We start from the raw sequence: 23,047 nt of genomic DNA, 5'->3' as shown, positions 1-23,047 counted from the left end.
CGCAGCTCATGCCGTTCCTGGCGCAGATGCCGGACGCCGCAGAACGCGCTCGCCTGCTCGCGGACGACCCGTGGTGGCTGATCCTGCTCAAGGCGGTCGTCATCCTGCTGATCGGCCCGATCCTCACGATCTTCCTGATCGTGTGGGAGCGCAAGGCGGTCGGCCGGATGCAGAACCGGCCCGGCCCCAACCGCGTGGGCCCCGGCGGGTACCTGCAGTCACTGGCCGACGCGATCAAGCTCCCGTTCAAGGAGCAGATCATCCCGGACACCGCCGACCGCAAGGTGTACTTCCTCGCACCGGTGCTGGCCGCGGTCCCCGCGCTGATCGCGCTTTCGGCCATCCCGTTCGGCCCGGTCGTCTCGATCTTCGGCCAGACGACCACGCTGCAGCTGGTCGACCTGCCGGTCGGCGTGCTGGTGATCCTCGCGTGCTCGTCGATCGGCGTGTACGGCATCGTGCTCGCCGGCTGGTCCTCCGGCTCGCCGTATCCGCTGCTCGGCGGTCTCCGCTCGGCGGCGCAGGTGATCTCCTACGAGATCGCGATGGGCCTCTCGATCGTCGCGGTGATCCTCTACTCCGGGTCGCTGCAGACGTCCGAGATCGTGGAAGCGCAAGCCCACGGCTGGTACTTCTACATGCTCATCCCGAGCTTCGTGATCTACCTGATCTCGATGGTCGGCGAGACGAACCGCGCGCCCTTCGACCTCCCCGAGGCCGAGTCGGAGCTGGTCGGCGGTTTCCACACCGAGTACAGCTCGATGAAGTTCGCGATGTTCTTCCTCGCCGAGTACGTGAACATGGTGATCGTCTCGGCGTTCTGCACCACGCTGTTCCTGGGCGGCTGGCGGTTCCCGTTCGTCGGCGACGACTCGCCGCTGAACCAGAACTGGTGGCCGATGCTCTGGTTCTTCGCGAAGCTGTTCGTGCTGCTGTTCGGCTTCATCTGGCTGCGCGGCACGCTGCCGCGGCTGCGATACGACCAGTTCATGCGCCTGGGCTGGAAGGTCCTGGTGCCGATCAACCTGGTCTGGATCCTTGTGGTCGTCGCGATCAAGACCATCCAGTGGAGCTGGCCGCAGATCCTCGTCGGCGTCGGCGTCGTGCTGGTGGTGCTCGTGCTGATCAGCCTGGCGGTGCCGAACAAGAAGCTGCCGGAAGGCGACTACGTCGACCTCACGGGTGGCGGGTTCCCCGTGCCCCCGCTGGACCTGAAGGTCCCCGAAAGCACTCCGCGCCAGAAGGCGCTGGCCAAGGCGGAAGCGAGGGCGGCCCGGCGCAAGCCGGCGGCCGTCGGCACCGCAGCACAGGAAGGGGCAGAAGATGGCGGCAACTGACTTCCTGAATCCCATCAAGGGTTTCGGCGTCACCTTCGCGATGATGTTCAAGAAGGTCGCCACCGAGGAGTACCCGGAGGCCGGTGCCCCGGCCGCGCCGCGGTACCACGGCCGCCACCAGCTCAACCGCCACCCGGACGGACTCGAGAAGTGCGTCGGCTGCGAGCTGTGCGCCTGGGCCTGCCCGGCCGACGCGATCTTCGTCGAAGGCGGCAACAACACCGAGGAGGCCCGCTTCTCCCCGGGTGAGCGGTACGGCGCGGACTACCAGATCAACTACCTGCGCTGCATCGGCTGCGGGTTGTGCATCGAGGCCTGCCCCACGCGGTCCCTGACGATGATCAACTTCTACGAGCTCGCCGACGACGACCGCCAGCGGCTCATCTACACCAAGGAAGACCTGCTCGCCCCGCTGCTGCCCGGCATGGAGCAGCCGCCGCACCCGATGCGCCTGGGCGACAACGAGCAGGACTACTACGTGAACGGTCCCGAGCTGGAGAAGGCGCAGCAGCAGGAGGCCAAGCAATGATCGCGGCAGTTCTCGCGCAGGCGCCCGCCGCCGCGTCGACCACCGTGACGGTGGGCGAAGCGATCGCGTTCTGGATCCTCGGCCCGCTCGCCCTGCTCGGCGCGCTCGGGATGATCTTCTCGCGCAACGCCGTGCACTCGGCCCTGTGGCTGGTGCTCACGATGCTGAGCCTGGGCGCGCTCTACATGACGCAGTCGGCGCCGTTCCTCGGGTTCACGCAGATCATCGTCTACACCGGCGCGATCATGATGTTGTTCCTGTTCGTGCTGATGCTGGTCGGCCGCGAGAGCTCCGACTCCGTGGTCGAGGTCCTGCGCGGGCAGCGGTTCGCCGCGACGATCCTCGGCATCGGGCTCGCCGCGCTGATCGCCGCCGGCGTTTTCCGCTCGATGGTGAACGTGACTCCGGCTCCGGCGCTGGATCCGTACGCCGCCAACGGCGGTGGCGCGGGCGGCCTCGGGCGGATCATCTTCACGCAGTACCTCTTCCCGTTCGAGCTCACGTCGGCGCTGCTCATCACCGCCGCGCTCGGCGCGATGGTGCTGGCGTTCACCGACCGCCACAAGAAGGGCGGCAAGCTCCCGCAGCGCGAACTCGTGAAGCTGCGTTTCCGCGGCGAGCACGACCGCCCGTCGCCGCTGCCCGGCCCGGGTGTGTTCGCGACGGCCAACTCCGTCGCCGTGCCGGCCCTGCTGCCCGACGGTTCGATCGCGCCGGAGTCGCTCTCGGCGATCATCGAGTCCACGTCGGCGCTGCAGCTCATGCGCGAGCGCAAGCTCATCGCCGACGAGGGCCCCAAGCCTGACGCCCACGCGCTGGTCGGCGGCGACAGCGTTGCCGCGGGCACCGAGGAAGAAGGGGAAGGAAAGTGACCCCGAGCTACTACCTGCTGCTGTCGGCGTTGCTGTTTTCCATCGGCGCCGTGGGCGTCCTGGTCCGCCGCAACGCGATCGTCGTGTTCATGTGCATCGAGCTGATGCTCAACGCGGTGAACCTCAGCCTGGTCACGTTCGCCCGCATCAACGGCGGGCTCGACGGCCAGGTGATGGCGTTCTTCGTGATGGTGGTCGCGGCCGCCGAGGTCGTGGTGGGCCTGGCGATCATCATGGCCATCTTCCGCACCCGGCGCTCGGCCTCGGTCGACGACACCAACCTGCTGAAGTACTGAGAGGGCGAGCGTGACCGCATCATCGTGGCTGCTGGTGGCCCTTCCGGCCCTCGGCGCCCTGATCCTCCTGTTGGCCGGGAAACGGGCGAAGGCCTGGGGGCATCTGCTCGGCACCGCCACCGTTGCCCTGGCCTTCGTCTACGCCGTGATCCTGTTCTTCTCGACGGCGGGCAACGCGACCGAGAACGTCAACCTGTACTCGTGGATCCCCGCGGGTCAGCTGCAGGTCGACTTCGGCCTGCGCATCGACGCACTGTCGCTGACGTTCGTCCTGCTGATCACCGGCGTCGGCATGCTGATCCACTTCTACTCGATCGGCTACATGGCCGACGACGAGGGCCGGTACCGCTTCTTCGCGTACCTGAACCTCTTCGTCGCGTCGATGCTGATCCTGGTGCTGGGCAACAGCTTCGTGACGCTGTACCTCGGCTGGGAAGGCGTGGGTCTCGCGTCCTACCTGCTCATCGGCTGGTACCAGAACCGCCCGTCCGCGGCCACCGCCGCGAAGAAGGCGTTCCTGATGAACCGCGTCGGTGACGTCGGGCTCGCGCTGGCGATCTTCCTGATGTTCAAGTACACGGGCTCCACCGGCTACACGCAGGTCTTCGAGGGCCTGACCAACGGCCAGATCCCGCCGGGCGCGATCACCGCGATCGGGATCCTGCTGCTGCTGGGCGCCTGCGGTAAGTCGGGCCAGTTCCCGCTGCAGGCCTGGCTCCCGGACGCGATGGAGGGCCCGACCCCGGTTTCGGCCCTGATCCACGCGGCAACGATGGTCACCGCGGGCGTCTACCTCGTCGCCCGCTCCAACGTGATCTTCTCCGCGACGCCGGACGGCCGCCTCGTAGTCACGCTCGTCGGCGCGGTCACGCTGCTGATCGGGTGCATCGTCGGCTGTGCCTACGACGACATCAAGAAGGTGCTCGCCTACTCCACCGTCAGCCAGATCGGCTACATGATGCTGGCGGTCGGCCTCGGGCCGGGCATCTACGCGCTGGGCATCATGCACCTCGTGGCCCACGGCTTCTTCAAGGCCGGGCTCTTCCTCGGGGCCGGTTCGGTCATGCACGGCATGAACGACGAGGTCGACATGCGCAAGTTCGGCGGCCTCGCCAAGAAGATGCCGATCACGTTCGTCACCTTCGGCCTCGGATACCTCGCGCTGATCGGCTTCCCGTTCCTCGCGGGCTACTACACCAAGGACGCGATCATCGAAGCCGCGTTCGGCCAGGAAGGATGGCGCGGCTGGGTGTTCGGCCTCGCCGGCATCATCGGCGCCGGGCTCACCGCGTTCTACATGACGCGCCTGATGATGATGACCTTCTTCGGCAAGTCACGCTGGAAGGAGATCAAGAGCTCCGACGGGCGCGACTTCCACCCCCACGAGTCCAAGCCGATCATGTGGATCCCCATGGCGATCCTGGCGATCGGGTCGGTCGGCTCCGGTGCGTTCTTCGCGATCGGCGACCGGTTCGAGAACTGGCTGGCCCCCACTGTCGGCGCGTTCCACGAGGCCGAGCACGCCCCGATCTCGGCGGCGGCGATCCCGTGGCTCACCCTCGCGCTCGCCCTGATCGGCGCGCTGCTCGCGATCTGGATCTTCCGGCCCGGCCGCGACATCCCGGTCGAGCGCCCGCAAAACGTCTCCTGGGTCGTCCGGGCGGCTCGCAAGGACCTGTACGGCAACGCCCTCAACGAGACGCTGGTCGCCCGCCCGGGCACCTGGCTCGCGCGGGCGCTGGTGTACGTCGACAACCGCGGGGTCGACGGGGCGGTCAACGGCCTCGCCGCGGCCCTCGGCGGCGGGTCCGGCCGGCTGAGGCGCATGCAGACCGGGTTCGTCCGGTCGTACGCGCTGTCCATGCTCGGCGGCACGTTCCTGCTTCTGGCGGCCCTTCTGCTGGTGAGGTTCTCCTGACATGACTTGGCTCCTGGCGCTCATCCTGCTGCCGCTGGTCGGCTCGCTGGTGCTGGCGTTCCTCAAGGGGAACGACCGGGCCGCGATCGCGACCGCGCTCGTCGTGTCCATTGTGGAGTTCCTGCTGATCATCCCGTTCTGGGCGAGCTACTCGCCCTCAGGCGCGCGGATCCAGCAGGCCACCTCGATGGACTGGATCCCCACCTTCGGCATCCACATCTCGTTCGGCACCGACGGCATCTCGCTGATCATGATCGCGGTGATCGCCCTGCTGGTGCCGATCGTCGTGGGCGCGCTCGGGCTCACCGACAAGCTCCCGGCCGGCCGCAGCGCCGGCGGGTTCCTGTCGCTGATCCTGCTGCAGGAAGCGATCACGATCGGCGTCTTCGCGGCGACCGACGTGTTCCTCTTCTACGTGCTGTTCGAGATCATGCTGATCCCGATGTACTTCCTGATCGGCGGCTACGGCGGCGCGAACCGGCAGTACGCGGCCGTGAAGTTCTTCCTCTACTCGTTCCTCGGCGGCCTGATCATGCTGGCCTCGGCGATCGGCGCGTACTCGCTGGCGTCGGACAAGCTCGGCAAGGGCACGTTCGACTGGGCCACGCTGGTCACGGTCGTGCGCGACGCCCCGACGGGCACGCAGATCTGGCTGTTCCTCGGCTTCTTCCTCGCGTTCGCGATCAAGGCGCCACTGGTGCCGTTCCACACCTGGCTACCGGACGCCGCGAGCCAGGCCCCGATCGGCGTCGCGGTGCTGCTGGTGGGTGTGCTGGACAAGGTCGGCACGTTCGGCTTCCTGCGCTACTGCCTGCCGATGTTTCCCGAGGCGAGCAAAGCGCTCGCGCCACTGGTGCTGGTGCTCTCGGTGATCGGCGTGATCTACGGCTCGATCCTCGCTGCCGGGCAGAGCGACATGAAACGGTTCATCGCCTACGTCTCGATCGCCCACTTCGGGTTCATCTCGCTGGGCATCTTCGCCTTCAACGAGCAGGCGATGATCGGCTCGGTGTCGTACATGCTGAACCACAGCCTCTCGACCGGGATGCTCATCGTGGTGATCGGCCTGATCGTGATGCGCGGCGGGTCCACGCGGATCTCCGACTACGGCGGCATGGCGAAGGTGACCCCGCTGCTCGGCGGGATGCTGCTGATCGCCGGTCTGTCCGCGCTGTCGCTGCCGGGCACCAACTCGTTCGTGAGCGAGTTCCTGGTGCTCATCGGCTCGTTCGTGACCCAGCCGGTGTACACGATCATCGCGACGGTCGGCATGGTGCTCGCCGCGGCCTACGTGCTGTGGCTCTACCAGCGGATCATGCAGGGCCCGGTGCGCGGTGACGCGCTCATCGGCGTGGGCGGCGGCCCGGGCACGGCGATGGCGCCGGAGCTCGGGGCCAAGAAGGCCATCAAGGACCTCGGCGGGCGGGAGATCGCGATCCTGGCCCCGATGGTCATCCTGATCATCGGCCTGGGTTTCTACCCCAAGCCGGTGCTCGACACGATCACCCCGTCGGTGCAGGCGACGCTGTCTGCCGTGCAGGGAGGCAAGTAAACCGTGCTCGACAGTCTCATTGGGCCTGTTCTCTCCCAGGCTCCGTCGGCCCAGGTGGCGACACCTTCGGTCGACTACGCGGCCGTGCTGCCGTTGCTGATCATCTTCGGCGTCGCGTGCGTCAGCGTGCTGGTGGAGGCGTTCGCGCCGAAGGCTTCCCGCTGGCACGCGCAGGTCTTCGTGACCCTGGCCGCGATCGTCGCGGCCGGCGTCGCCCTGATCAAGTACGTCACCGGCTCGTCGTCGACGAAGGCGGGCGTGACCACATTCGCCGGTGCGATCTCGGTGGACCAGCCGTCGCTGTTCCTCTGGGGCACCCTGCTCCTGCTGGGGCTCGGCGCGGTGTTCCTCATCGCCGACCGCAAGGTGGAGCCCGGCGGCGCGTTCGTGGCGCAGGCCGCGATCAGCCCCGGCACCGTGCAGGACCGCGCGCAAGCGGTCGGGACGGTGACGTCGCAGACCGAGGTCTTCCCGCTCACGCTCTTCGCGCTCGGCGGCATGATGGCCTTCACCGCGGCCAACGACCTGCTCACGATGTTCATCGCGCTCGAGGTGCTGAGCCTCCCGCTGTACCTCATGTGCGGCCTGGCCCGGCGGCGCCGGCTCATCTCGCAGGAGTCGGCGGTCAAGTACTTCCTGCTCGGCGCGTTCTCCTCGGCGTTTTTCCTCTACGGCCTCGCGCTGCTCTACGGCTACGCGAACTCCGTGAAGCTCGCCGACATCGCCAACGCCGCGGCCGGCTCGGACCGTTCCGACACGCTGCTGTTCGCGGGCCTCGGCCTGCTGGTGGTGGGTCTGCTGTTCAAGGGTTCGGTCGGCCCGTTCCACACCTGGACGCCGGACGTCTACCAGGGCGCGCCGACTCCGGTCACGGGCTTCATGGCGGCGTGCACGAAGGTCGCCGCGTTCGGCGCCATCCTGCGCGTGTTGTCGGTCGCGTTCTCTTCCACGAGCTGGGAGTGGCGCGGGGTCCTGTGGGCCGTCGCGATCATCTCGATGGCGATCGGCGCGATCCTCGGCCTCACGCAGACCGACGTGAAGCGCATGATCGCGTACTCCTCGATCGCCCACGCGGGCTTCCTGCTCGTCGGCGCGATCGCGATGACCGAGGACGGCCTGTCGAGCACGCTGTTCTACCTGCTCGCCTACGGCTTCACCACGCTCGCCGCGTTCGGCGTGATCAGCCTGGTCCGCGACTCCAGCGGTGAGGCGACGCACCTGTCTGCCTGGGCGGGGCTGGCGAAACGGTCGCCCGTACTGGCCGGGGTGTTCACGTTCTTGCTGCTGGCGTTGGCCGGCATTCCGCTGACCAGTGGGTTCGTGGGCAAGTTCGTGGTGTTCTCCGCGGCCTTGTCGGACGGCATGGCTCCGCTGGTGGTGATCGCGCTCGTGTTCAGCGCGGTGGCCGCGTTCTTCTACCTGCGCGTGATCGTGCTGATGTACTTCTCCGAGCCCGCGGCCGACGGCCCGACCGTCGCCATCCCGGGCGGCTTCACCACGGCGGCCATCACGCTCGGCGTGGTGGTGACGCTGGTGCTGGGCCTGGTGCCTTCGTTCGCTCTGAGCTGGGCCAGTTCGGGTGGTTTTGCTTCGTAGGGTTCTGAACCACTCCGCGAGATCGCGCCGGTTTCTTCCTGCCCGATGTGGGCGGCCCCCGGGGCCGACCATGTCGGGCAGGAAAAAGCCGGCTTAAAGGCGATCTCGCACGCGGCGGCGGAGCCGACGCCAAAAGCACAGCGGCCTTCTGCTTGTCCGGGCAGATATGCTTTTTCACATGCACATCGAGCGGGTGCGGATCACGGACGTCCTGGGGTTCCGTGGTGCCCGCACGGTGGACCTGAAGCTGCCGGGGCCGGGCTGGACGGTGCTGGCCGGGCGCAACGGGTCGGGCAAGACGACGTTCCTGCGCGCGCTGGCGCAGGCGCTCGTGCAGCCGCCGTTCGCCGAGAGCCTGGTCGCTGAAGGCAGTTCGATCGACGTCGACGTGGTGGGCGAGGGGCCGGCGTTCTGTGCCGGCTACGGGCCGTTCCGGCGGCTGGCCGGGGGAGCGCCGGAGGCGCAGTCGCTGATGCGCGGCGAGTTCGCGCGGGTGGCGAGCCTGTTCAGCGAGGACGCTTCGCTGGCCGAGGGCGTGGCGTGGCTGATCAACCAGCACCTGCGCGCGCTGGAGGGCAAGGCGGGCGCGCGCGAGCTGAAGGACTCCGTGCTGGAACTACTGGGGGACGGCCTGCTGCCCGACGGCTACCGCGTGCGCGACGTCGACTCCGACGGCCTCTGGGTCTCCTACCGCGGCGACCGGTTCCCTCTGCGGGAGATGAGCGACGGGTACCGCACGGTCACGGCGCTCGTCGTCGACCTGGTGCGGCAGCTCGCGGACGCGGGGCTGGGCATCGACGCGTCGGGCGTGGTGCTGATCGACGAGGTCGACGCGCACCTGCACGTGTCGTGGCAGAAGCGCATCGGGCCGTGGCTGAAGGCGCACTTCCCGCGGATCCAGTTCGTGGTGAGCACGCACAGCCCCTATGTGTGCCAGGCCGCTGATCCGGGTGGCCTGATCCGCCTGCCGGGGCCGGACGAGCAGGAGCCGCCGCGCGTGGTGACCGACGAGCTGTACCAGCGCGTGGTCTACGGCAGCGGCGACGACGCCGTGCTGTCGGACCTGTTCGGGCTCGACACACCGTACTCGCCGCGGGCCGTGGAGCTGCGTGAGCACCTGGCCGAGCTGGAGCTGCTCGTTGCCACGGGCCAGGCGGACGCCAACGGCCTGCGCGAGTGGGAGCAGCTGCGCGACCGCCTGAGCAGCTCACCGCCCAGCCGCGTCGACGACGCCACGCGCCACTTCGACGAACGGTGATCGCGCTGCGCCGGGTGGCGCTGCCGTTGACTGTGTCCGCTGAGCTGGTGCGGCTGACCGCGCGGATTCCCGCAGGGGACAACAAAACCGCGCGTCGCTTGTGGACTTCCGCGCGCGGGGCCCGCCGGTCGATCCGCTCGCAGCTGGCGCTGATGGCCTCGGGCCGCGGCTACTGCATGTACTGCGGCGATGGTCTCGGGTCCACTGTGGACCATTTCGAACCGGTGGCGCGGGCGCCGCATCGCGCGTTCGACTGGCTGAATCACCTGCTGGCGTGCGAGTACTGCAACAGCCACCACAAGCGCGACCGGTTTCCGCTCGACGCGTCGGGACAGCCACTGCTGATCGACCCGACGGCCGAAGACCCGCTCGATCACCTCTTCCTGGTGCTGTCCATCGGCACCTACCGCGCGTTGACCGACAAGGGCCGCGCGACGATCGAGGTGTGCGGCCTGAACCGGCCCCTGCTGGAACGCGGGCGCGCCGCCGCCGTGGACCAGGTGGCGGCGCTGGTGTTCCACTGGTGGAACGGCTCCGCCGAGACCCGCCGCCGCGCCATCTGGACCCTGCGCGACCAGCCCCACGCCGACGTCCTGCACGCCATGCTCCGCCAGGCTCTGCTGCCAGGCGCCCCGCGCATCTTCTCGGACGCCTCTCTGCTCGACCTGCTGCGTGACTCCGAACTCCGTGCCGCTTTGTTGGCCTGAACGCAGTGAAGGGCACCTTGAGGAACTCCCTCAAGGTGCCCTTCACGGTCTCTTGATTACGGCGTGGGGGAGCAGGCTGTACGGCCGACCGTCACCGAGCCGGTGATGCCCGAGGTCGGGAGGAAGTCGATGCGCAGCATGGTGAGACTGATGCTGCCGTCGCCGGGGAGGGTCTGGGTGTTGAACACCGCGTTGGCCAGCACGGTGCCCCCGGCCTTCGTGATCGGCTTCGTGTAGCCCGCCGGCACCGGGGATGGCGGGCCGGTGATGCCGGCCAGGCCGCTGAAGGTCCAGTTGGCGCTCGTCTGCCGCTGCACGGCGTCGCACGTGACGGTGTAGCTCGACAGCCGGATGCGCGGCCCGCCGGCGCTGACGAGGGCCGAGAGCTCGAAGTTCTTGCCCGTGGCCGTCGACTTGGTGCTGGTGGTGTCGTTGTCGGGGTCGACCACCGTCGTCGTGCAGGACGACGTGCCGCCGCCCCAGCTCAGGCCCGTTTTGCTCAGCGAGCCCGTCGACGCGCTGGTCGGGCCCTCCACCGCACACGGCGCCAGCGTCGGCACGGTCACCGTGGTGGAGCCCTTGGTGAAGCTCGCCTCCCCGAGGTCAGCCGCGCCCGCGGGCGTCTGCGCGTGCGCCACGCCGCCGGCCACCACGCTCCCCGCCATCACCACCGCCGCGACGAGCCCCGTCTTCACGTTCTTCAGCATGTCCTGACCTCCCTGCACTCAAGCCGCACGGACCGCGCCGGCGAACTCCCACTGAGTGAATATCCGCGCGCCCGTTTCGCCCGTTGCGCTGCCGGGCGTTGATCACTCGTCCGTGCCGGGGGATCAACCCGTTCGGGGCCCGGGCTTGACTTCTGGGACCGGGTTGCCCCTCGGTGTCATGTTCGTCACCGTTTCCCCTGGACAGCGGGTAAACGGCGTACCAGGGGTAGCCACTACTCTGAAAGCCGGATAACCCGACCGGCGCATGAGAGAGCGGAGCCGACGTGTCTGTGTCTTCACCACCCCCGGGGGCGGGAGCCACCGCTGCGCGGGATGGCGCCGTCGAGGACCTCCGCGCGACCGTCGGGCTGCAGATCGAGGACGAGAAGCTGCTGAGGGCGATCGCCGGCGGGCTGGCGGACGTCGAGGCGATGCTGCGGGACGTCGTGAAGAGCGATGTGCAGGCGGTGCACGACGCGGCGTTGCACCTGGTCGAGGCGGGGGGCAAACGTTTCCGGCCCCTGTTCACCCTGCTGTCGGCGCAGTTCGGGCCCCGCCAGGATGACCACGTGCTCATCGCGGCCGCCGCGGTGGAGCTGGTGCACCTGGCGACGCTGTACCACGACGACGTGATGGACGAGGCGACCATGCGGCGCGGCGCGGAGAGCGTCAACGCGCGCTGGGACAACACCGTCGCGATCCTGACCGGCGACTTCCTCTTCGCCCACGCCTCGCGCCTGGTCGCCGACCTCGGGACGGACGCGGCGCGCATCATCGCCGAAACGTTCGGCGAGCTCGTGACCGGCCAGATGCGCGAGACGGTCGGCCCCGGCCCCGGTGACGACCCCGTGGAGCACTACCTCACCGTCATCGCGCAGAAGACCGGCTCGCTGATCGCGACGTCCGGGCGGTTCGGCGGCATGATGTCCGGCGCCCCCGAGGGGTACATCCAGGCGTTGCGCCGGTTCGGCGAAATCATCGGCACGGCGTTCCAGATCTCCGACGACATCATCGACATCGCGTCGCCGTCCGACGAGCTGGGCAAGGCGCAGGGCACGGACCTGCGCGAAGGCGTTCGCACGCTGCCCATGCTCTACGCGCTGGCCGACCCGGACACCGACCCGCGGCTCGTGGAGCTGCTAGCCGGCCCGATCGCCGAGGACGAGGTGGTCGCCGAAGCTCTGGAGCTGCTGCGCCGCTCGAGTGGACTCGAACGCGCGCGCGTCACCCTTTCCGACTACGCTTCGCGGGCACGTGCCGAGCTCGCCGCGCTGCCCGCTTCCCCTGCGCGCGACGCTTGCGAGTCGGTCGCCGACTACCTGGTCGCGCGGACGCATTAAAAGGGGCAGAGAAGATGTCCATTTTCGGACAAGTCTGGCTGTGGAGCCTGTTGGCGTTCTTCGTCGGCGCGCTCGTGGCCTGGTTGGTCCTCGTGGTGCCTGCGCGCAAGCGCATCCGTGAGCTGGAAGAGGCGCTGGCGTCGGCGCACACCGAGAACGCGCGCACGCCGGCCAACGCGGCCGCGCTGGCCGCCGCGTCCAGCCGGACGTCGGTGCTGCCGCCGGTGGACGCTCCCGTGGCTTCGGAACCAGCGTTCACGTCCGACTTCGCGGAACCCGACAGCGAGCCGGCGTGGGCCCGCGACGAGCGTGAGCACGCGCCCACCGAGCTGATCGCCGCGGCGCCGCCCGCCGGGTTCGACCCGGAGGCGGAGTACGACGCCGAGTACCGCACCGCGCAGGAGCCGGGCGCTTCGCCCGAACCGGACGAGCCGGCCCTGGCGTCCTCCGTGGACAGTGGCGACGTCTACCGCGCGGCCGCGACGGAGTACCTCAGCCCGGTCTCGCGCGAGCCGGACAGCGATTACCGCCACGCGGCCGATCTCGAGGACGAGGACCTCGCCAGCGGCTACCACCGCGCGGTGGAACCGTTCGAGAGCAAGCTCGAACCCTTCGAGAGCACGCTGGAGCCCTCGTCGTTCGAGAGCCGTCCGGAGCCCTCCGACGAGCCGGTGTCGCTGTTCCAGCCCGCGCCCGCGGCGGAACAGTCCGAATCGGACTGGTTCTCGAAGGAACTGCCGGAGCGTTCGCCCTTCGAGGACACGCCGGGTGGTGACTACCTCGACGAGCCCGAGTCCACTGAGCACCTCACGCCGGCTCCGGCCATGGCGAAGCAGGCGACCACGGTGGAGGAGTCCGAAGAGTCCACAGAGGAATCTCTAGAGCCCGGCGGCCTGCCCAAGCGCCAGCCCCGCGAGTCCCCACGCGGCGGCTTCGAGGCGCCGCGGCCGATCCAGCCGTCGATGCGCCCCGTCGAACGCCGCGAGCCCGACCTCACGGGCGCGCACAGCGGTTCGCTGTTCGAGCCGTCGGTGCAGCCCAACCAGGTTGCCGCCATGGCCGCCCCCGAACCGCCCCCGGCCCGCGACACCGGCGAGGACTCCGTGCCTCCCGGCCCCTTCGGCCCCGGCTCCGCCATGCCCCGCCCCGGCGGCGGCCGCCCCTCGGACGCCTTCGCGGTCAAGGCCAGCGTCACGGCGCTCCGTTACTGCACTGAGGAATCGCCGCAGTTCCCCCGCATGGTCGCCGAGGTGTGGTTTCGCACTTCGGCCGATGCTGAACGAGTGGGGTTCCGGCCGCTTTCCTGATCTGCCTTCGGCTGTATTTTTGGCGTCGGCTCCGCCGCCGCGGGCGAGATCGCCTTTGAGCCGGCTCCTTCCCACCCGACATGGTCGGCCCGGGGCCGCCCACACCGGGCGGGAAGAAACCGGCGCGATCTCGCAGCGTGGTTGAGTTAAGTCTTACCCAGCAACGAAAGAAGGCCTCCCCGCCGAGTGCGAGAAGGCCTTCTTTCGTGTCAGACCGAGGCCTAAACAACAGTCCAGGTGTCTTTGCCTCGCAGGAGGCCCTGCAGGTCGGGCTTGCGGGCGGCGCGGGCCTCTTCCACCTGGGCGCGGGCGCCGTCGTCGTAGGTCGGGCGCTCGACCTGGCGCAGGATGCCCGTGGGGACGTGCGTGAGGTTCTGGTCGCCCAGGCGGGTCAGCGCGAAGGCGTACGACGTGTCCGCGATGGTCGGGTCGTGGACGACCAGGTTGTCCTCGCCGATGTCGCTCACCTTGGCGATGTCCAGGCCACCCCACTCGCCGCGGCGGACGCCGAACTCGCCCTCCGCGCCGAAGCGCATCGGCTCGCCCGCCTTCAGCGGGATGAGCCGGGAGGCGGCCTCGTCCTTGTCCTTCAGGACGTCGAACGCGCCGTCGTTGAAGATGGGGCAGTTCTGGTAGATCTCGACGATCGCCGAGCCGCGATGGCGGGCCGCCGCCTCGAGGACTTCGGTGAGGCCCTTGCGGTCGGAGTCCAGCGCGCGGCCCACGAACGACGCCTCGGCGCCGATCGCCAGCGACAGCGGGTTGAACGGCGTGTCCACCGAACCCATCGGAGTCGACTTGGTGACCATGCCCTGGCCCGAGGTCGGCGAGTACTGGCCCTTGGTCAGGCCGTAGATCCGGTTGTTGAACAGCAGGATCTTGATGTTCACGTTGCGGCGCAGCGCGTGGATCAGGTGGTTGCCGCCGATGGACAGCGCGTCGCCGTCGCCGGTGACGACCCACACCGACAGGTCCGGGCGCGTGGTGGCCAGGCCGGTCGCGATCGACGGCGCGCGGCCGTGGATCGAGTGCATGCCGTAGGTGTTGAGGTAGTACGGGAAGCGCGACGAGCAGCCGATGCCCGAGATGAACACGATGTTCTCGCGCTTGAGGCCCAGCGTCGGCAGGAACGACTGCACGGCGTTGAGCACCACGTAGTCACCGCAGCCGGGGCACCAGCGCACTTCCTGGTCGGACTTGTAGTCCTTGGCCTTCTGCGGTTCGTCGGTGGTGGGAACGAGGTCCAGACCGCCGAGCTGCGGCAGTCCGAGGTCGATGGCGGTCACTTGACGCCCTCCGGGATGGTGCTGGTGATGATGTCGGCGAACACGTTCTGCAGCTCTTCGGCCTTGAACGGCAGCCCCGCCACCTTGGTGTACGAGTGCACGTCCACCAGGAACTTGCCGCGCAGCAGCAGCGCGAGCTGGCCCAGGTTCATCTCCGGCACCACGACCTTGTCGTAGGACCGGAGCACCTCGCCCAGGTTCGCGGGCAGCGGGTTGAGGTGACGCAGGTGCGCCTGCGCGATCGGCATGCCCAGCTTCCGCACGCGCCGGCAGGCCGCGCCGATCGGGCCGTAGGACGAGCCCCAGCCGAGCGCGAGCACGCGCGCCTTGCCGCCCGACGGGTCGTCGACCACCAGGTCGGGCACGTCGATGCCGTCGATCTTGGCCTGGCGCAGCCGCACCATCTTGTCGTGGTTGTCCGGGTCGTAGGAGATGTGCCCGGTGCCGTCGGCCTTCTCGAGGCCGCCGATGCGGTGCTGCAGCCCCGGCGTGCCCGGCACGGCCCACGCGCGCGCCAGCGTCTCCGGGTCGCGCACGTACGGCCAGAACTCACCGGAGTCGTTGGTGGCGTTGGGTTCCGTGGCGAACTCGACGCGCAGGTCCGGCAGGTCCTCGACGTCGGGGACGAGCCACGGCTCGGAGCCGTTGGCGATCGCGCCGTCGGACAGCAGCAGCACCGGCGTGCGGTACTTCAGCGCGATCCGCGTGGCCTCCAGCGCCGCGTCGAAGCAGTCGGCGGGCGACAGGGGCGCGATGATCGGCACGGGCGACTCGCCGTTGCGGCCGAACATCGCCTGCAGCAGGTCGGCCTGCTCGGTCTTGGTCGGCAGGCCCGTGGACGGGCCGCCGCGCTGCACGTCGATGACCACGAGCGGCAGCTCCGTCATCACGCCGAGGCCGATGGTCTCCGACTTCAGCGCGATGCCGGGGCCGGAGGTCGAGGTCACGCCCAGCGCGCCGCCGTACGAGGCGCCCAGCGCCGCGCCGATGCCGGCGATCTCGTCCTCGGCCTGGAACGTGATGATGCCGAAGTTCTTGTGCTTGGACAGCTCGTGGAGGACGTCCGACGCCGGGGTGATCGGGTAGGTGCCCAGCAGGATCTGCAGCCCGGACTGCTGCCCGGCCGCCACGATCCCGTACGCCAGCGCCGTGTTGCCGGTGATCTGCCGGTAGGTGCCCTGGTCGAGCTTTGCCGGCGCGACCTCGAACGTCGTGGCGAACGACTCGGTGGTCTCGCCGTAGTTCCAGCCCGCGCGGAAGGCCAGGATGTTGGCCTCGGCGATGTCCGGCTTCTTCGCGAACTTCTCGCGCAGGAACCGCTCCGTGCCCTCGGTCGGCCGGTGGTACATCCACGACAGCAGCCCGAGCGCGAACATGTTCTTGCACCGCTCGGCGTCCTTCTTGCCGAGGCCGGTGTCGGCGAGCGCGCCCTGCGTCAGGGTCGACATGGCGACCCGGTGGACCTGGAAGGCCGACAGCGTGTCGTCGTCGAGCGGGTCGTTGTCGTACCCGACCTTCACGAGGTTGCGCTTGGAGAACTCGTCGGTGTTGAGGATGATCGTGCCGCCCTGCGGGACGTCGCGCAGGTTCGCCTTCAGCGCCGCGGGGTTCATGGCCACCAGCACGTCGGGCCGGTCGCCGGGCGTGAGGATGTCGTAGTCGGCGAAGTGCACCTGGAACGACGAGACGCCCGGGATCGTGCCTTGTGGCGCGCGGATCTCGGCGGGGAAGTTCGGCATCGTCGACAGGTCGTTGCCGAAGGCCGCGGCCTCGGACGTGAACCGGTCGCCCGTCAGCTGCATGCCGTCGCCCGAGTCACCGGCGAACCGGATGACGACCCGGTCGAGCTTGCTGACTTCGGTCGACCTCGAGCTGGTCAAGGCGGCGTGACCGTTACCGGCCTCCGCGCCCCCGAGACCGCCGTTCGCACTCGTGCTCATAGGTCAGGGAATCCCTCTCTCCCGACGTGCTGCGACCCCGGGTCGGCCCCCGGGGAAACGCCCGCCCGGCGATGTCGGCTGGATCACCAGGCCTACCCCGAGGTTACTCGTCGAGGACTCGGGAGTTCCCGAAGTGTGGGGTACCCGGAGTGGAAGCCTTCATCCCGTTACCGGCGGCAGGCGCCCTTTGTTACCTGTGACCGATGGTAACGGGATTTCCGGGGGACCCGCAGTGACGCACGTCTCCCACCGATGGGCCACACAAACCGGATTTCCCGGTCTGTGGCATGGACGATGCCACCGGATGGACTGGTCCCGCATCTGCGTCCCGGCATGTGGATAAGTTCATTCGAGTTCCCGATGAAGTCCGGTGGTTCGACCAGGCCCGCCGGTCAGCTCTGCGGGTTCGGCGGCCGCTCCAACAGCCGCGACAGGACGACCGTCGAAACGGTGCGGTCGATGATCTCCAGCCCGCGCAGCCGTTCGAGTGCCGTCTCGAGGTGGTGGATGTCGGCGGCGCGCAGGTGCACGATCGCGTCGGCCGCGCCCGAGACCGTGTAGGCGGCCACGACCTCCGGCAGCGGTTCAAGCCGCGCGCGGATGCGGGCGGGTGTGACGTTGCCCTGGCAGTGCACCTCGACGAAGGCCTCGGTGCCCCAGCCGAGTGCCTCTGGGTCGACAACCGCCGTGAAGCCGCGCAGCACGCCGGTTTCCAACAGCCGGTCGACGCGGCGCTTGACCGCCGGGGCGGACAATCCGACGACTTTGCCGATCTCGGCGTAGCTCGAACGCGCGTTGGCCACCAGGCAGGAAACGATTCGCTGGTCGATGGTGTTCACACGCAATGTTTAGCAGGTATGTGCGCAGCGAACAGCGATTGATTGCGCGGTTAGGCCGACCTTACCCTTCAATCATGCAGGCAGAGTCTGTGCAGCGAGTTCCCACCACCCGCCGTTACCTGATGTGCCCGCCGCGGTTCTTCGCGGTGGACTACGTGATCAACCCCTGGATGGACCCGACCGCGCCGGTCAGCGCCGACGTCGCGGTGGCCCAGTGGACCGAGCTGCGCGACACCTACCGCCGCCTCGGCCACACCGTCGAGGAGATCGAGCCGCAGCCGGGCCTGCCCGACATGGTGTTCGCGGCGAACTCCGGCACCGTCGTGGACGGGCGTGTGCTCGGTTCGCGCTTCCGGGCGCCCCAGCGCGCGGCCGAGGCCGAGCACTTCCGCCGCTGGTTCGTCGAGCACGGCTACCGCGACCTGACGATGCCGGAGCGCATCAACGAGGCCGAGGGCGACTTCGCCTGGACGGGCAAGCTGCTACTCGCCGGCACCGGCTTCCGCACCGACCCGGCCGCGCACGCGGAAGCGCAGGAGGTGCTCGGCGTGCCCGTGGTGTCGCTGAGCCTCGTCGACCCGCGGTACTACCACCTCGACACGGCGCTGTTCGTGCTCACCGAAGCCGACGCCGGGACCGACACCACGGCCGCGCAGATCGCCTACTACCCGGAGGCCTTCTCGCCGGGCTCGCAGCGAGTGCTGCGGCGCCTGTTCCCCGACGCCGTGATCGCCACGGCCGCCGACGCCGAGTGCTTCGGCCTCAACGGCGTCTCCGACGGGCGCAACGTCGTGCTGCCCCTGGAGGCCGTCGGGCTGGGTGCGCAGCTGGCCGAGCGGGGCTATGAGCCCGTCTACCTGGACATTTCCGAACTGCGGAAGGCCGGCGGCGGGCCGAAGTGCTGCACTTTGGAGATTCGCAAATAACTTTGTGTAGATAGTGTAACTACTCCATTTGCCACGTCGATTAATCGAGATACAGGAGGTCCGAGGCTCCGAACCGGGACGAGGTGCGATGGTCAACTTCACCGTGCACGGCATCGGCAGACCCCAGCGCGCGCTCGATCCGGGCGAAGACGAGCGCTGGATCACGGTGGAGCAGTTCGAGACCTTGCTGGACGTCGTCGCGAAGTGTCCTGAATCGCGGCTGACCTTCGATGACGGCAATGTCTCCGACGTCGAGATCGCGTTGCCGAGGTTGGTGCAGCGCGGGCTGCGTGGGGAGTTCTTCCCGCTCGCCGGCCGCGTCGGCTCGCGTGGGTTCGTGGATCGCGCCGGGTTGCGTTCGCTTGTTGCCGCCGGGATGGATGTCGGCTCGCACGGCTGGGACCGGTTCGGTGCGCGGCGGTTCGAGGAACGCGTGCTGCGGCGCGAGCTTGATGCGGCGCCGCGGTTGCTGGGGGAGTTGAGCGGGCGGGCGGTGTGCCGGTACTCCCTGTCCGGGCGTCGGGTGGACCGGCGCGTGCTGGGCCGGTTGAGGGCGGCCGGGGCGACGCGGGTGTACGCCGGCTCTGGGCCCGGCAGTTCGGGTGTTCGAGGTGGCGAATGGTTGCAGAACCGCGTCGAGGTGCATCGGGATCTGGACCGTCAGTGGGCTGAGGGTGTGCTGGTGGGTCGGTACGGGCACCGCTGGCCCGGTCGATTGACGGGGTTGCTGGCGTTCTGAGTCTGCGGTCCGTCGCGGGGCGGCTCGCGTTGGTGCCGGGCGGGGTTTTGGGGGCGGCGTGTGCGGTCGGCTGGCTTTGGGTGGGTGGGGGTCCGCTGCGCCGCGTTGTGTACCGGTGTTCGGGACTTCGGTTTTCCGGTTTCGTGAACGGTTTCCCGGTGCACCAGCGGTTTCGTCAAGCATTGCCGGCTGGTGGGAAAACCACTGACGGCCGAGGTCTTGTCACCGTGCGCGCCCGGGTGCATCCTGTGCGCTACGCCGCATGAGTAAGGAAACTTTCCTAACTAACAGTTTCTCTTGACTGACAGGGAGCCTCGATGAGGAAGCTGATCCTGTTCGCGACCATGGCGATCGTCGCCGCGGTGATGCCGGCGGCGGTGGCGTCGGCCTCGGCAGCGCCGGCGGGTCCGGACCACGCCCAGGTCGCCGCGGCGCCGGCCGCGGGCCCGACGGCGGCGCAGCTGCTGGCGAAGACCAACAGCTGCAACCAGATCTCGAACGGCAAGTACAAGACCGACGAGGACGCGGGCTCCAAGACCGTCGCCGTGTGCGACGCCAATGGGGCCGTGTTCTGGAAGGCCGACATGGACATCGACTGCGACGGGCAGCGCACGTTGCAGTGCAACGAGGACACCGACTGCTGTTTCCAGGGCGACACGGCGTTCCACCAGAGCGACGGAAAGCCGCTGAATGCCGCGACGTTGCCCTACATCGTCGTGCCGAGCTCCAGTGGCACGTGGAACTACTCGTCCTCCGGTCTCAAGGGCGGCGGTTCGTGCGCGGTGATCTACAACGGAAAAGTCGAATACACCGTCATCGGTGACACCGGGCCGACCGGGATCATCGGCGAGGCTTCCTACGCGACGGCCAAGGACCTCGGCATCAACCCCGATCCGTCCAACGGTGGCACCGACTCCGGCGTGACCTACATCTGCTTCAAGAACTCGAAGGTCTCACCGATCGAGAACCACGGCACGGCCACGAGCACCGGGCAGAACCTGGCCGGCACGTTCGTGAACAACAACTGAACGCGACGGACAACGGCGCCGGGGAAGCTTTGTCGAGCTTCCCCGGCGCTTCGTCGATTCTTGGCGGAAATGGCGCTACGGCAACGAAAAATGTTGTCGAGACCACTACGAGAGGCCGAAAAAGCGCACAATCGATACGCAAATCCGGTTGCCATTTCTCCACTGGCCTGAACGGGTAACGAACTGCGTCCGCGCGCCGACCAACCGATCAGCGAATGCGGGCGGAGGTTCAAGCGTGAGGATCAGTGTCTTCGGGCTGGGGTACGTGGGGTGTGTGTCCGCGGCTTGTCTGGCGGGGAACGGGCACGAGGTCGTCGGGGTCGACGTGAACCCGGTGAAGGTGGACCTCGTGACGCGCGGCAACGCGCCGGTGGTCGAGGAGCGCATCGGAGAGCTGACGGCCGAGGTCGTGGCGTCGGGGGCGCTGCGCGCGACGACCGACGTGGCCGAGGCGGTGGCGGCGACCGACATGTCGCTGGTCTGCGTGGGCACGCCTTCGGCGCCCAATGGCAGCCTCTCCACCGAATATCTCGAACGCGTGGCCGACGAGATCGGCGAAGCGTTGGCGCACAAGGCTGTGACGTCCAAAGAGCGCCGCCACACGGTGGTGTTCCGCAGCACGATGCTGCCGGGCACCTGTCTCGACCTGCTGGTGCCGATCCTGGAGAAGTCCAGCGGCCGAACCGCGGGCGTCGACTTCGGCGTGGCGGTGAACCCGGAGTTCCTGCGCGAGGGCACCAGCGTGCGCGACTTCTTCGACCCGCCCAAGACCGTGATCGGCGAGCTCGACACGGCCAGCGGCGACATCGTGGCCGAGCTCTACACGGGCCTGCCCGGCGACGTCTTCCGCGTGCCGATCCCGGTCGCGGAGATGACCAAGTACGCCGACAACGCCTTCCACGGCTTGAAGATCGGCTTCGCCAACGAACTCGGCGCCGTCTGCCGCGCGCTGGGGCTCGATTCGCACAAGGTGATGGACGTCTTCCTCGCCGACCGCAAGCTCAACGTGAGCCCCGCGTACCTGCGCCCTGGCTTCGCGTTCGGCGGTTCGTGCCTGCCGAAGGACCTGCGCGGACTGGTCTACGCCGCGCGCCGCGCCGACGTGTCGGTGCCGATCCTCGAGCACGTGCTGCCCTCGAACGAAGATCACCTGCAGCGCGCGTTCGACCTCGTCGCGCGCACCGGCAAGCGCAAGGTGGGCCTGTTCGGCCTGTCGTTCAAGCCGGGCACCGACGACCTGCGTGAGAGCCCGCTCGTCGAGCTCGCCGAGCGGCTGCTCGGCAAGGGCTTCGACCTCAAGATCTACGACGCCAACGTGAGCCTCTCTCGGCTCATGGGCGCCAACCGCGAGTACATCGATGCCCGGCTGCCGCACCTCGGGCAGCTGCTCGCGGGTTCGGTCGAGGAGGTGCTGGAGCACGCCGAGGTGTGCCTCGTCGGCACCTCCGACCCGGCCGTGCTGGCCGCGCTTCCCCACGGTGGCGAGCAGACGCTCGTCGACCTCGTCCGCATCCCCGACGCCGAGGTGCGCCGGGCCGAAGAGGGATATGTCGGCCTTGCCTGGTGACAAGAAAAAAGCCCTGATCCTGGTCGAGAACCTCTCGGTGCCGTTCGACCGCCGCGTGTGGCAGGAGTGTCAGACGCTGCGCGACGCCGGCTGGGAGGTGCACGTGATCTGCCCGCAGGGCACGAAACGCGACACCGAACCCGAAGCCGTGATCGATGAGGTGCACATCCACCGCTACCCGCTCAAGGCGGCGACCGGTGGCCCCGCCGGCTACCTGCAGGAGTACGGCTCCGCGGTGTGGCACACGTTCCGGCTGGCCCGCAAGGTCGGCCCCGTCGACGTGGTCCACGCCTGCAACCCGCCCGACCTGTTGTTCCTCGTGGCGCGGATGCTCAAGCGCCAGGGCGCGAAGTTCATCTTCGACCAGCACGACCTCGTGCCGGAGCTGTATTTGTCGCGCTTCGACCGTGGTCAGGACTTGCTCTACCGCGGCGTCTGCGCGCTCGAGCGCGCCACCTACCGCGCGGCCGACGTCGTGATCGCCACCAACGAGAGCTACCGCCAGGTCGCCCTCATCCGCGGCGGCAAGCGGCCCGAGGACGTGTTCGTGGTCCGCAGCGCGCCCGTGGTCGAGCGATTCCACGAGGTGCCGGTGGAGCCGGAGCTCAAACGCGGCAAACCACACCTGCTCTGCTACCTCGGCGTGATGGGGCCGCAGGACGGTGTGGACTACGCGTTGCGCGCGCTGGCTTCCCTGCGTGACGAGATCGGCCGCGACGACTGGCACGCCGTGTTCGTGGGCGCCGGCGACGCGTTCGACGACGTGGTGGCGCTGTCGAAGGAGCTGGGCCTGGAGAACCAGGTCGAGTTCACCGGCCGCGTCTCCGACGCCGACCTGCTGCGCTACCTGTCCGCGGCCGACGTGTGCCTTTCGCCCGACCCGCTCAACCCGCTCAACGACGTGTCGACCATGAACAAGATCATGGAGTACATGGCGATGAGCAAGCCCATCGTCTCGTTCGAGCTGCGGGAGGCCCGCGTCTCCGCGGCCGACGCCGCGCTCTACGCGCCGGCCAACGACGTCACCGAGTTCGCGAAGCTCGTCGCGGTCCTGCTCGACGACCCGGACGAGCGCGTCCGGATGGGGCAACTCGGCAAGGCGCGGGTCAGCGGGCCACTGGCCTGGGCGAACTCGCAGAAAGCCCTGCTCGCCGCGTACGAGCGGGCAGTGCGCTGAGCCCACGTGCTTGATCGCGGTTTGAACAAGGTTCGTGCGTTCGGTGTAACCAACGCCTCCAGCACGACGACGGGGTCAGTGACCGGTACGCCACTTTCGGAGGGGAGACCCCGGTTTTGAGTGACG

Annotated in this window: 20 protein-coding genes; 16 read left to right on the top strand and 4 right to left on the bottom strand. The window is 68.7% G+C overall.

Translation table 11 applies throughout. From position 1 onward, the window contains the following. Positions 1-8 precede the first annotated feature (8 nt). The 9 genes from nuoH (at position 9) to AB0383_RS31150 (ending at position 10,065) form a co-directional block, all read left to right on the top strand. Positions 9-1,337, top strand: a complete 1,329-nt coding sequence (gene nuoH, locus AB0383_RS31190; protein ID WP_364171997.1) for an NADH-quinone oxidoreductase subunit NuoH — start codon at positions 9-11, stop codon at positions 1,335-1,337. Continuing rightward, the gene (nuoI, locus tag AB0383_RS31185) at positions 1,324-1,866 is read left to right on the top strand and encodes an NADH-quinone oxidoreductase subunit NuoI (protein ID WP_364171470.1); all 543 of its coding nucleotides are present in this window, start codon (positions 1,324-1,326) and stop codon (positions 1,864-1,866) included. Before nuoH ends, nuoI begins: the two co-directional genes overlap by 14 nt. After that, entirely contained in the window at positions 1,863-2,738 is an 876-nt protein-coding gene (locus tag AB0383_RS31180) for an NADH-quinone oxidoreductase subunit J (protein ID WP_366189263.1), read from the top strand. The genes nuoI and AB0383_RS31180 overlap by 4 nt, the downstream gene beginning before the upstream one ends. Next, positions 2,735-3,034, top strand: coding sequence for an NADH-quinone oxidoreductase subunit NuoK (gene nuoK / locus AB0383_RS31175; RefSeq protein ID WP_326567987.1), 300 nt, complete (start codon positions 2,735-2,737; stop codon positions 3,032-3,034). Before AB0383_RS31180 ends, nuoK begins: the two co-directional genes overlap by 4 nt. 10 nt (positions 3,035-3,044) lie before the next feature. After that, positions 3,045-4,952, top strand: a complete 1,908-nt coding sequence (gene nuoL / locus AB0383_RS31170) for an NADH-quinone oxidoreductase subunit L (protein ID WP_364171466.1) — start codon at positions 3,045-3,047, stop codon at positions 4,950-4,952. 1 nt (position 4,953) lies between these two features. Beyond that, the gene (locus AB0383_RS31165; protein ID WP_364171464.1) at positions 4,954-6,504 is read left to right on the top strand and encodes an NADH-quinone oxidoreductase subunit M; all 1,551 of its coding nucleotides are present in this window, start codon (positions 4,954-4,956) and stop codon (positions 6,502-6,504) included. Positions 6,505-6,522: 18 nt separating this feature from the next. Beyond that, positions 6,523-8,100 carry an NADH-quinone oxidoreductase subunit NuoN gene (gene nuoN / locus AB0383_RS31160; protein ID WP_364171995.1) on the top strand — a complete coding sequence of 526 codons (1,578 nt, stop codon included), beginning with the start codon at positions 6,523-6,525 and terminating at the stop codon, positions 8,098-8,100. Between the two features lie 178 nt (positions 8,101-8,278). Continuing rightward, positions 8,279-9,358: an AAA family ATPase gene (locus AB0383_RS31155; RefSeq protein WP_366189262.1), complete on the top strand. Its 1,080-nt coding sequence runs from the start codon at positions 8,279-8,281 to the stop codon at positions 9,356-9,358. Beyond that, positions 9,355-10,065 (top strand): HNH endonuclease, encoded by a 711-nt coding sequence (locus AB0383_RS31150; RefSeq protein WP_364171460.1) that lies wholly within the window; start codon positions 9,355-9,357, stop codon positions 10,063-10,065. The genes AB0383_RS31155 and AB0383_RS31150 overlap by 4 nt, the downstream gene beginning before the upstream one ends. 56 nt (positions 10,066-10,121) lie before the next feature. Here the strand turns inward: AB0383_RS31150 and AB0383_RS31145 are convergent, their stop codons facing one another. Next, the gene (locus tag AB0383_RS31145) at positions 10,122-10,772 is read right to left on the bottom strand and encodes a hypothetical protein (protein ID WP_364171456.1); all 651 of its coding nucleotides are present in this window, start codon (positions 10,770-10,772) and stop codon (positions 10,122-10,124) included. Between the two features lie 290 nt (positions 10,773-11,062). Between AB0383_RS31145 and AB0383_RS31140 the strand changes: the two genes are divergently transcribed. Then, entirely contained in the window at positions 11,063-12,112 is a 1,050-nt protein-coding gene (locus tag AB0383_RS31140; protein WP_364171993.1) for a polyprenyl synthetase family protein, read from the top strand. Positions 12,113-12,126: 14 nt separating this feature from the next. Beyond that, positions 12,127-13,419, top strand: a complete 1,293-nt coding sequence (locus AB0383_RS31135; RefSeq protein ID WP_364171454.1) for a hypothetical protein — start codon at positions 12,127-12,129, stop codon at positions 13,417-13,419. 221 nt (positions 13,420-13,640) lie between these two features. Here the strand turns inward: AB0383_RS31135 and AB0383_RS31130 are convergent, their stop codons facing one another. The 3 genes from AB0383_RS31130 to AB0383_RS31120 all read right to left on the bottom strand — a co-directional run bounded on the left by AB0383_RS31130 (position 13,641) and on the right by AB0383_RS31120 (position 17,484). Then, positions 13,641-14,705 carry a 2-oxoacid:ferredoxin oxidoreductase subunit beta gene (locus tag AB0383_RS31130; RefSeq protein WP_364171452.1) on the bottom strand — a complete coding sequence of 355 codons (1,065 nt, stop codon included), beginning with the start codon at positions 14,703-14,705 and terminating at the stop codon, positions 13,641-13,643. Next, entirely contained in the window at positions 14,702-16,645 is a 1,944-nt protein-coding gene (locus AB0383_RS31125; RefSeq protein ID WP_364171450.1) for a 2-oxoacid:acceptor oxidoreductase subunit alpha, read from the bottom strand. Before AB0383_RS31125 ends, AB0383_RS31130 begins: the two co-directional genes overlap by 4 nt. A gap of 392 nt (positions 16,646-17,037) precedes the next feature. After that, positions 17,038-17,484 (bottom strand): Lrp/AsnC family transcriptional regulator, encoded by a 447-nt coding sequence (locus AB0383_RS31120; RefSeq protein ID WP_220245995.1) that lies wholly within the window; start codon positions 17,482-17,484, stop codon positions 17,038-17,040. 74 nt (positions 17,485-17,558) lie between these two features. On the opposite strand from AB0383_RS31120, the gene ddaH reads away from it, so the two are divergent. The 5 genes from ddaH (at position 17,559) to AB0383_RS31095 (ending at position 22,921) form a co-directional block, all read left to right on the top strand. Beyond that, complete coding sequence (ddaH, locus tag AB0383_RS31115) at positions 17,559-18,410, top strand: dimethylargininase (RefSeq protein ID WP_366189261.1); 852 nt, start codon at positions 17,559-17,561, stop codon at positions 18,408-18,410. A gap of 88 nt (positions 18,411-18,498) precedes the next feature. Then, positions 18,499-19,149 carry a polysaccharide deacetylase family protein gene (locus tag AB0383_RS31110; protein ID WP_364171446.1) on the top strand — a complete coding sequence of 217 codons (651 nt, stop codon included), beginning with the start codon at positions 18,499-18,501 and terminating at the stop codon, positions 19,147-19,149. Between the two features lie 317 nt (positions 19,150-19,466). Further along, positions 19,467-20,177, top strand: coding sequence for a glycoside hydrolase family 75 protein (locus AB0383_RS31105; protein ID WP_366189260.1), 711 nt, complete (start codon positions 19,467-19,469; stop codon positions 20,175-20,177). A 235-nt stretch (positions 20,178-20,412) separates the two neighbouring features. Next, complete coding sequence (locus AB0383_RS31100; protein WP_366189259.1) at positions 20,413-21,744, top strand: nucleotide sugar dehydrogenase; 1,332 nt, start codon at positions 20,413-20,415, stop codon at positions 21,742-21,744. Next, the gene (locus AB0383_RS31095; RefSeq protein WP_366189258.1) at positions 21,725-22,921 is read left to right on the top strand and encodes a glycosyltransferase family 4 protein; all 1,197 of its coding nucleotides are present in this window, start codon (positions 21,725-21,727) and stop codon (positions 22,919-22,921) included. The genes AB0383_RS31100 and AB0383_RS31095 overlap by 20 nt, the downstream gene beginning before the upstream one ends. The last annotated feature ends 126 nt before the right edge of the window (positions 22,922-23,047 follow it).

Source organism: Amycolatopsis sp. NPDC051373 (assembly GCF_040689465.1).
Classification (GTDB): domain Bacteria; phylum Actinomycetota; class Actinomycetes; order Mycobacteriales; family Pseudonocardiaceae; genus Amycolatopsis.
This window is presented reverse-complemented; position numbering and strand designations above follow the sequence as displayed.

Coding starts and splice junctions, on each gene's coding strand:
- AB0383_RS31135 (WP_364171454.1), top strand. CDS start 12,127: ATGTCCATTTTCGGACAAGTCTGGCTGTGGAGCCTGTTGGCGTTCTTC.
- nuoI (WP_364171470.1), top strand. CDS start 1,324: ATGGCGGCAACTGACTTCCTGAATCCCATCAAGGGTTTCGGCGTCACC.
- nuoH (WP_364171997.1), top strand. CDS start 9: ATGCCGTTCCTGGCGCAGATGCCGGACGCCGCAGAACGCGCTCGCCTG.
- AB0383_RS31125 (WP_364171450.1), bottom strand. CDS start 16,645: ATGAGCACGAGTGCGAACGGCGGTCTCGGGGGCGCGGAGGCCGGTAAC.
- AB0383_RS31095 (WP_366189258.1), top strand. CDS start 21,725: ATGTCGGCCTTGCCTGGTGACAAGAAAAAAGCCCTGATCCTGGTCGAG.
- AB0383_RS31110 (WP_364171446.1), top strand. CDS start 18,499: ATGGTCAACTTCACCGTGCACGGCATCGGCAGACCCCAGCGCGCGCTC.
- AB0383_RS31105 (WP_366189260.1), top strand. CDS start 19,467: ATGAGGAAGCTGATCCTGTTCGCGACCATGGCGATCGTCGCCGCGGTG.
- AB0383_RS31180 (WP_366189263.1), top strand. CDS start 1,863: ATGATCGCGGCAGTTCTCGCGCAGGCGCCCGCCGCCGCGTCGACCACC.
- AB0383_RS31145 (WP_364171456.1), bottom strand. CDS start 10,772: ATGCTGAAGAACGTGAAGACGGGGCTCGTCGCGGCGGTGGTGATGGCG.
- ddaH (WP_366189261.1), top strand. CDS start 17,559: ATGCAGGCAGAGTCTGTGCAGCGAGTTCCCACCACCCGCCGTTACCTG.
- AB0383_RS31165 (WP_364171464.1), top strand. CDS start 4,954: ATGACTTGGCTCCTGGCGCTCATCCTGCTGCCGCTGGTCGGCTCGCTG.
- AB0383_RS31155 (WP_366189262.1), top strand. CDS start 8,279: ATGCACATCGAGCGGGTGCGGATCACGGACGTCCTGGGGTTCCGTGGT.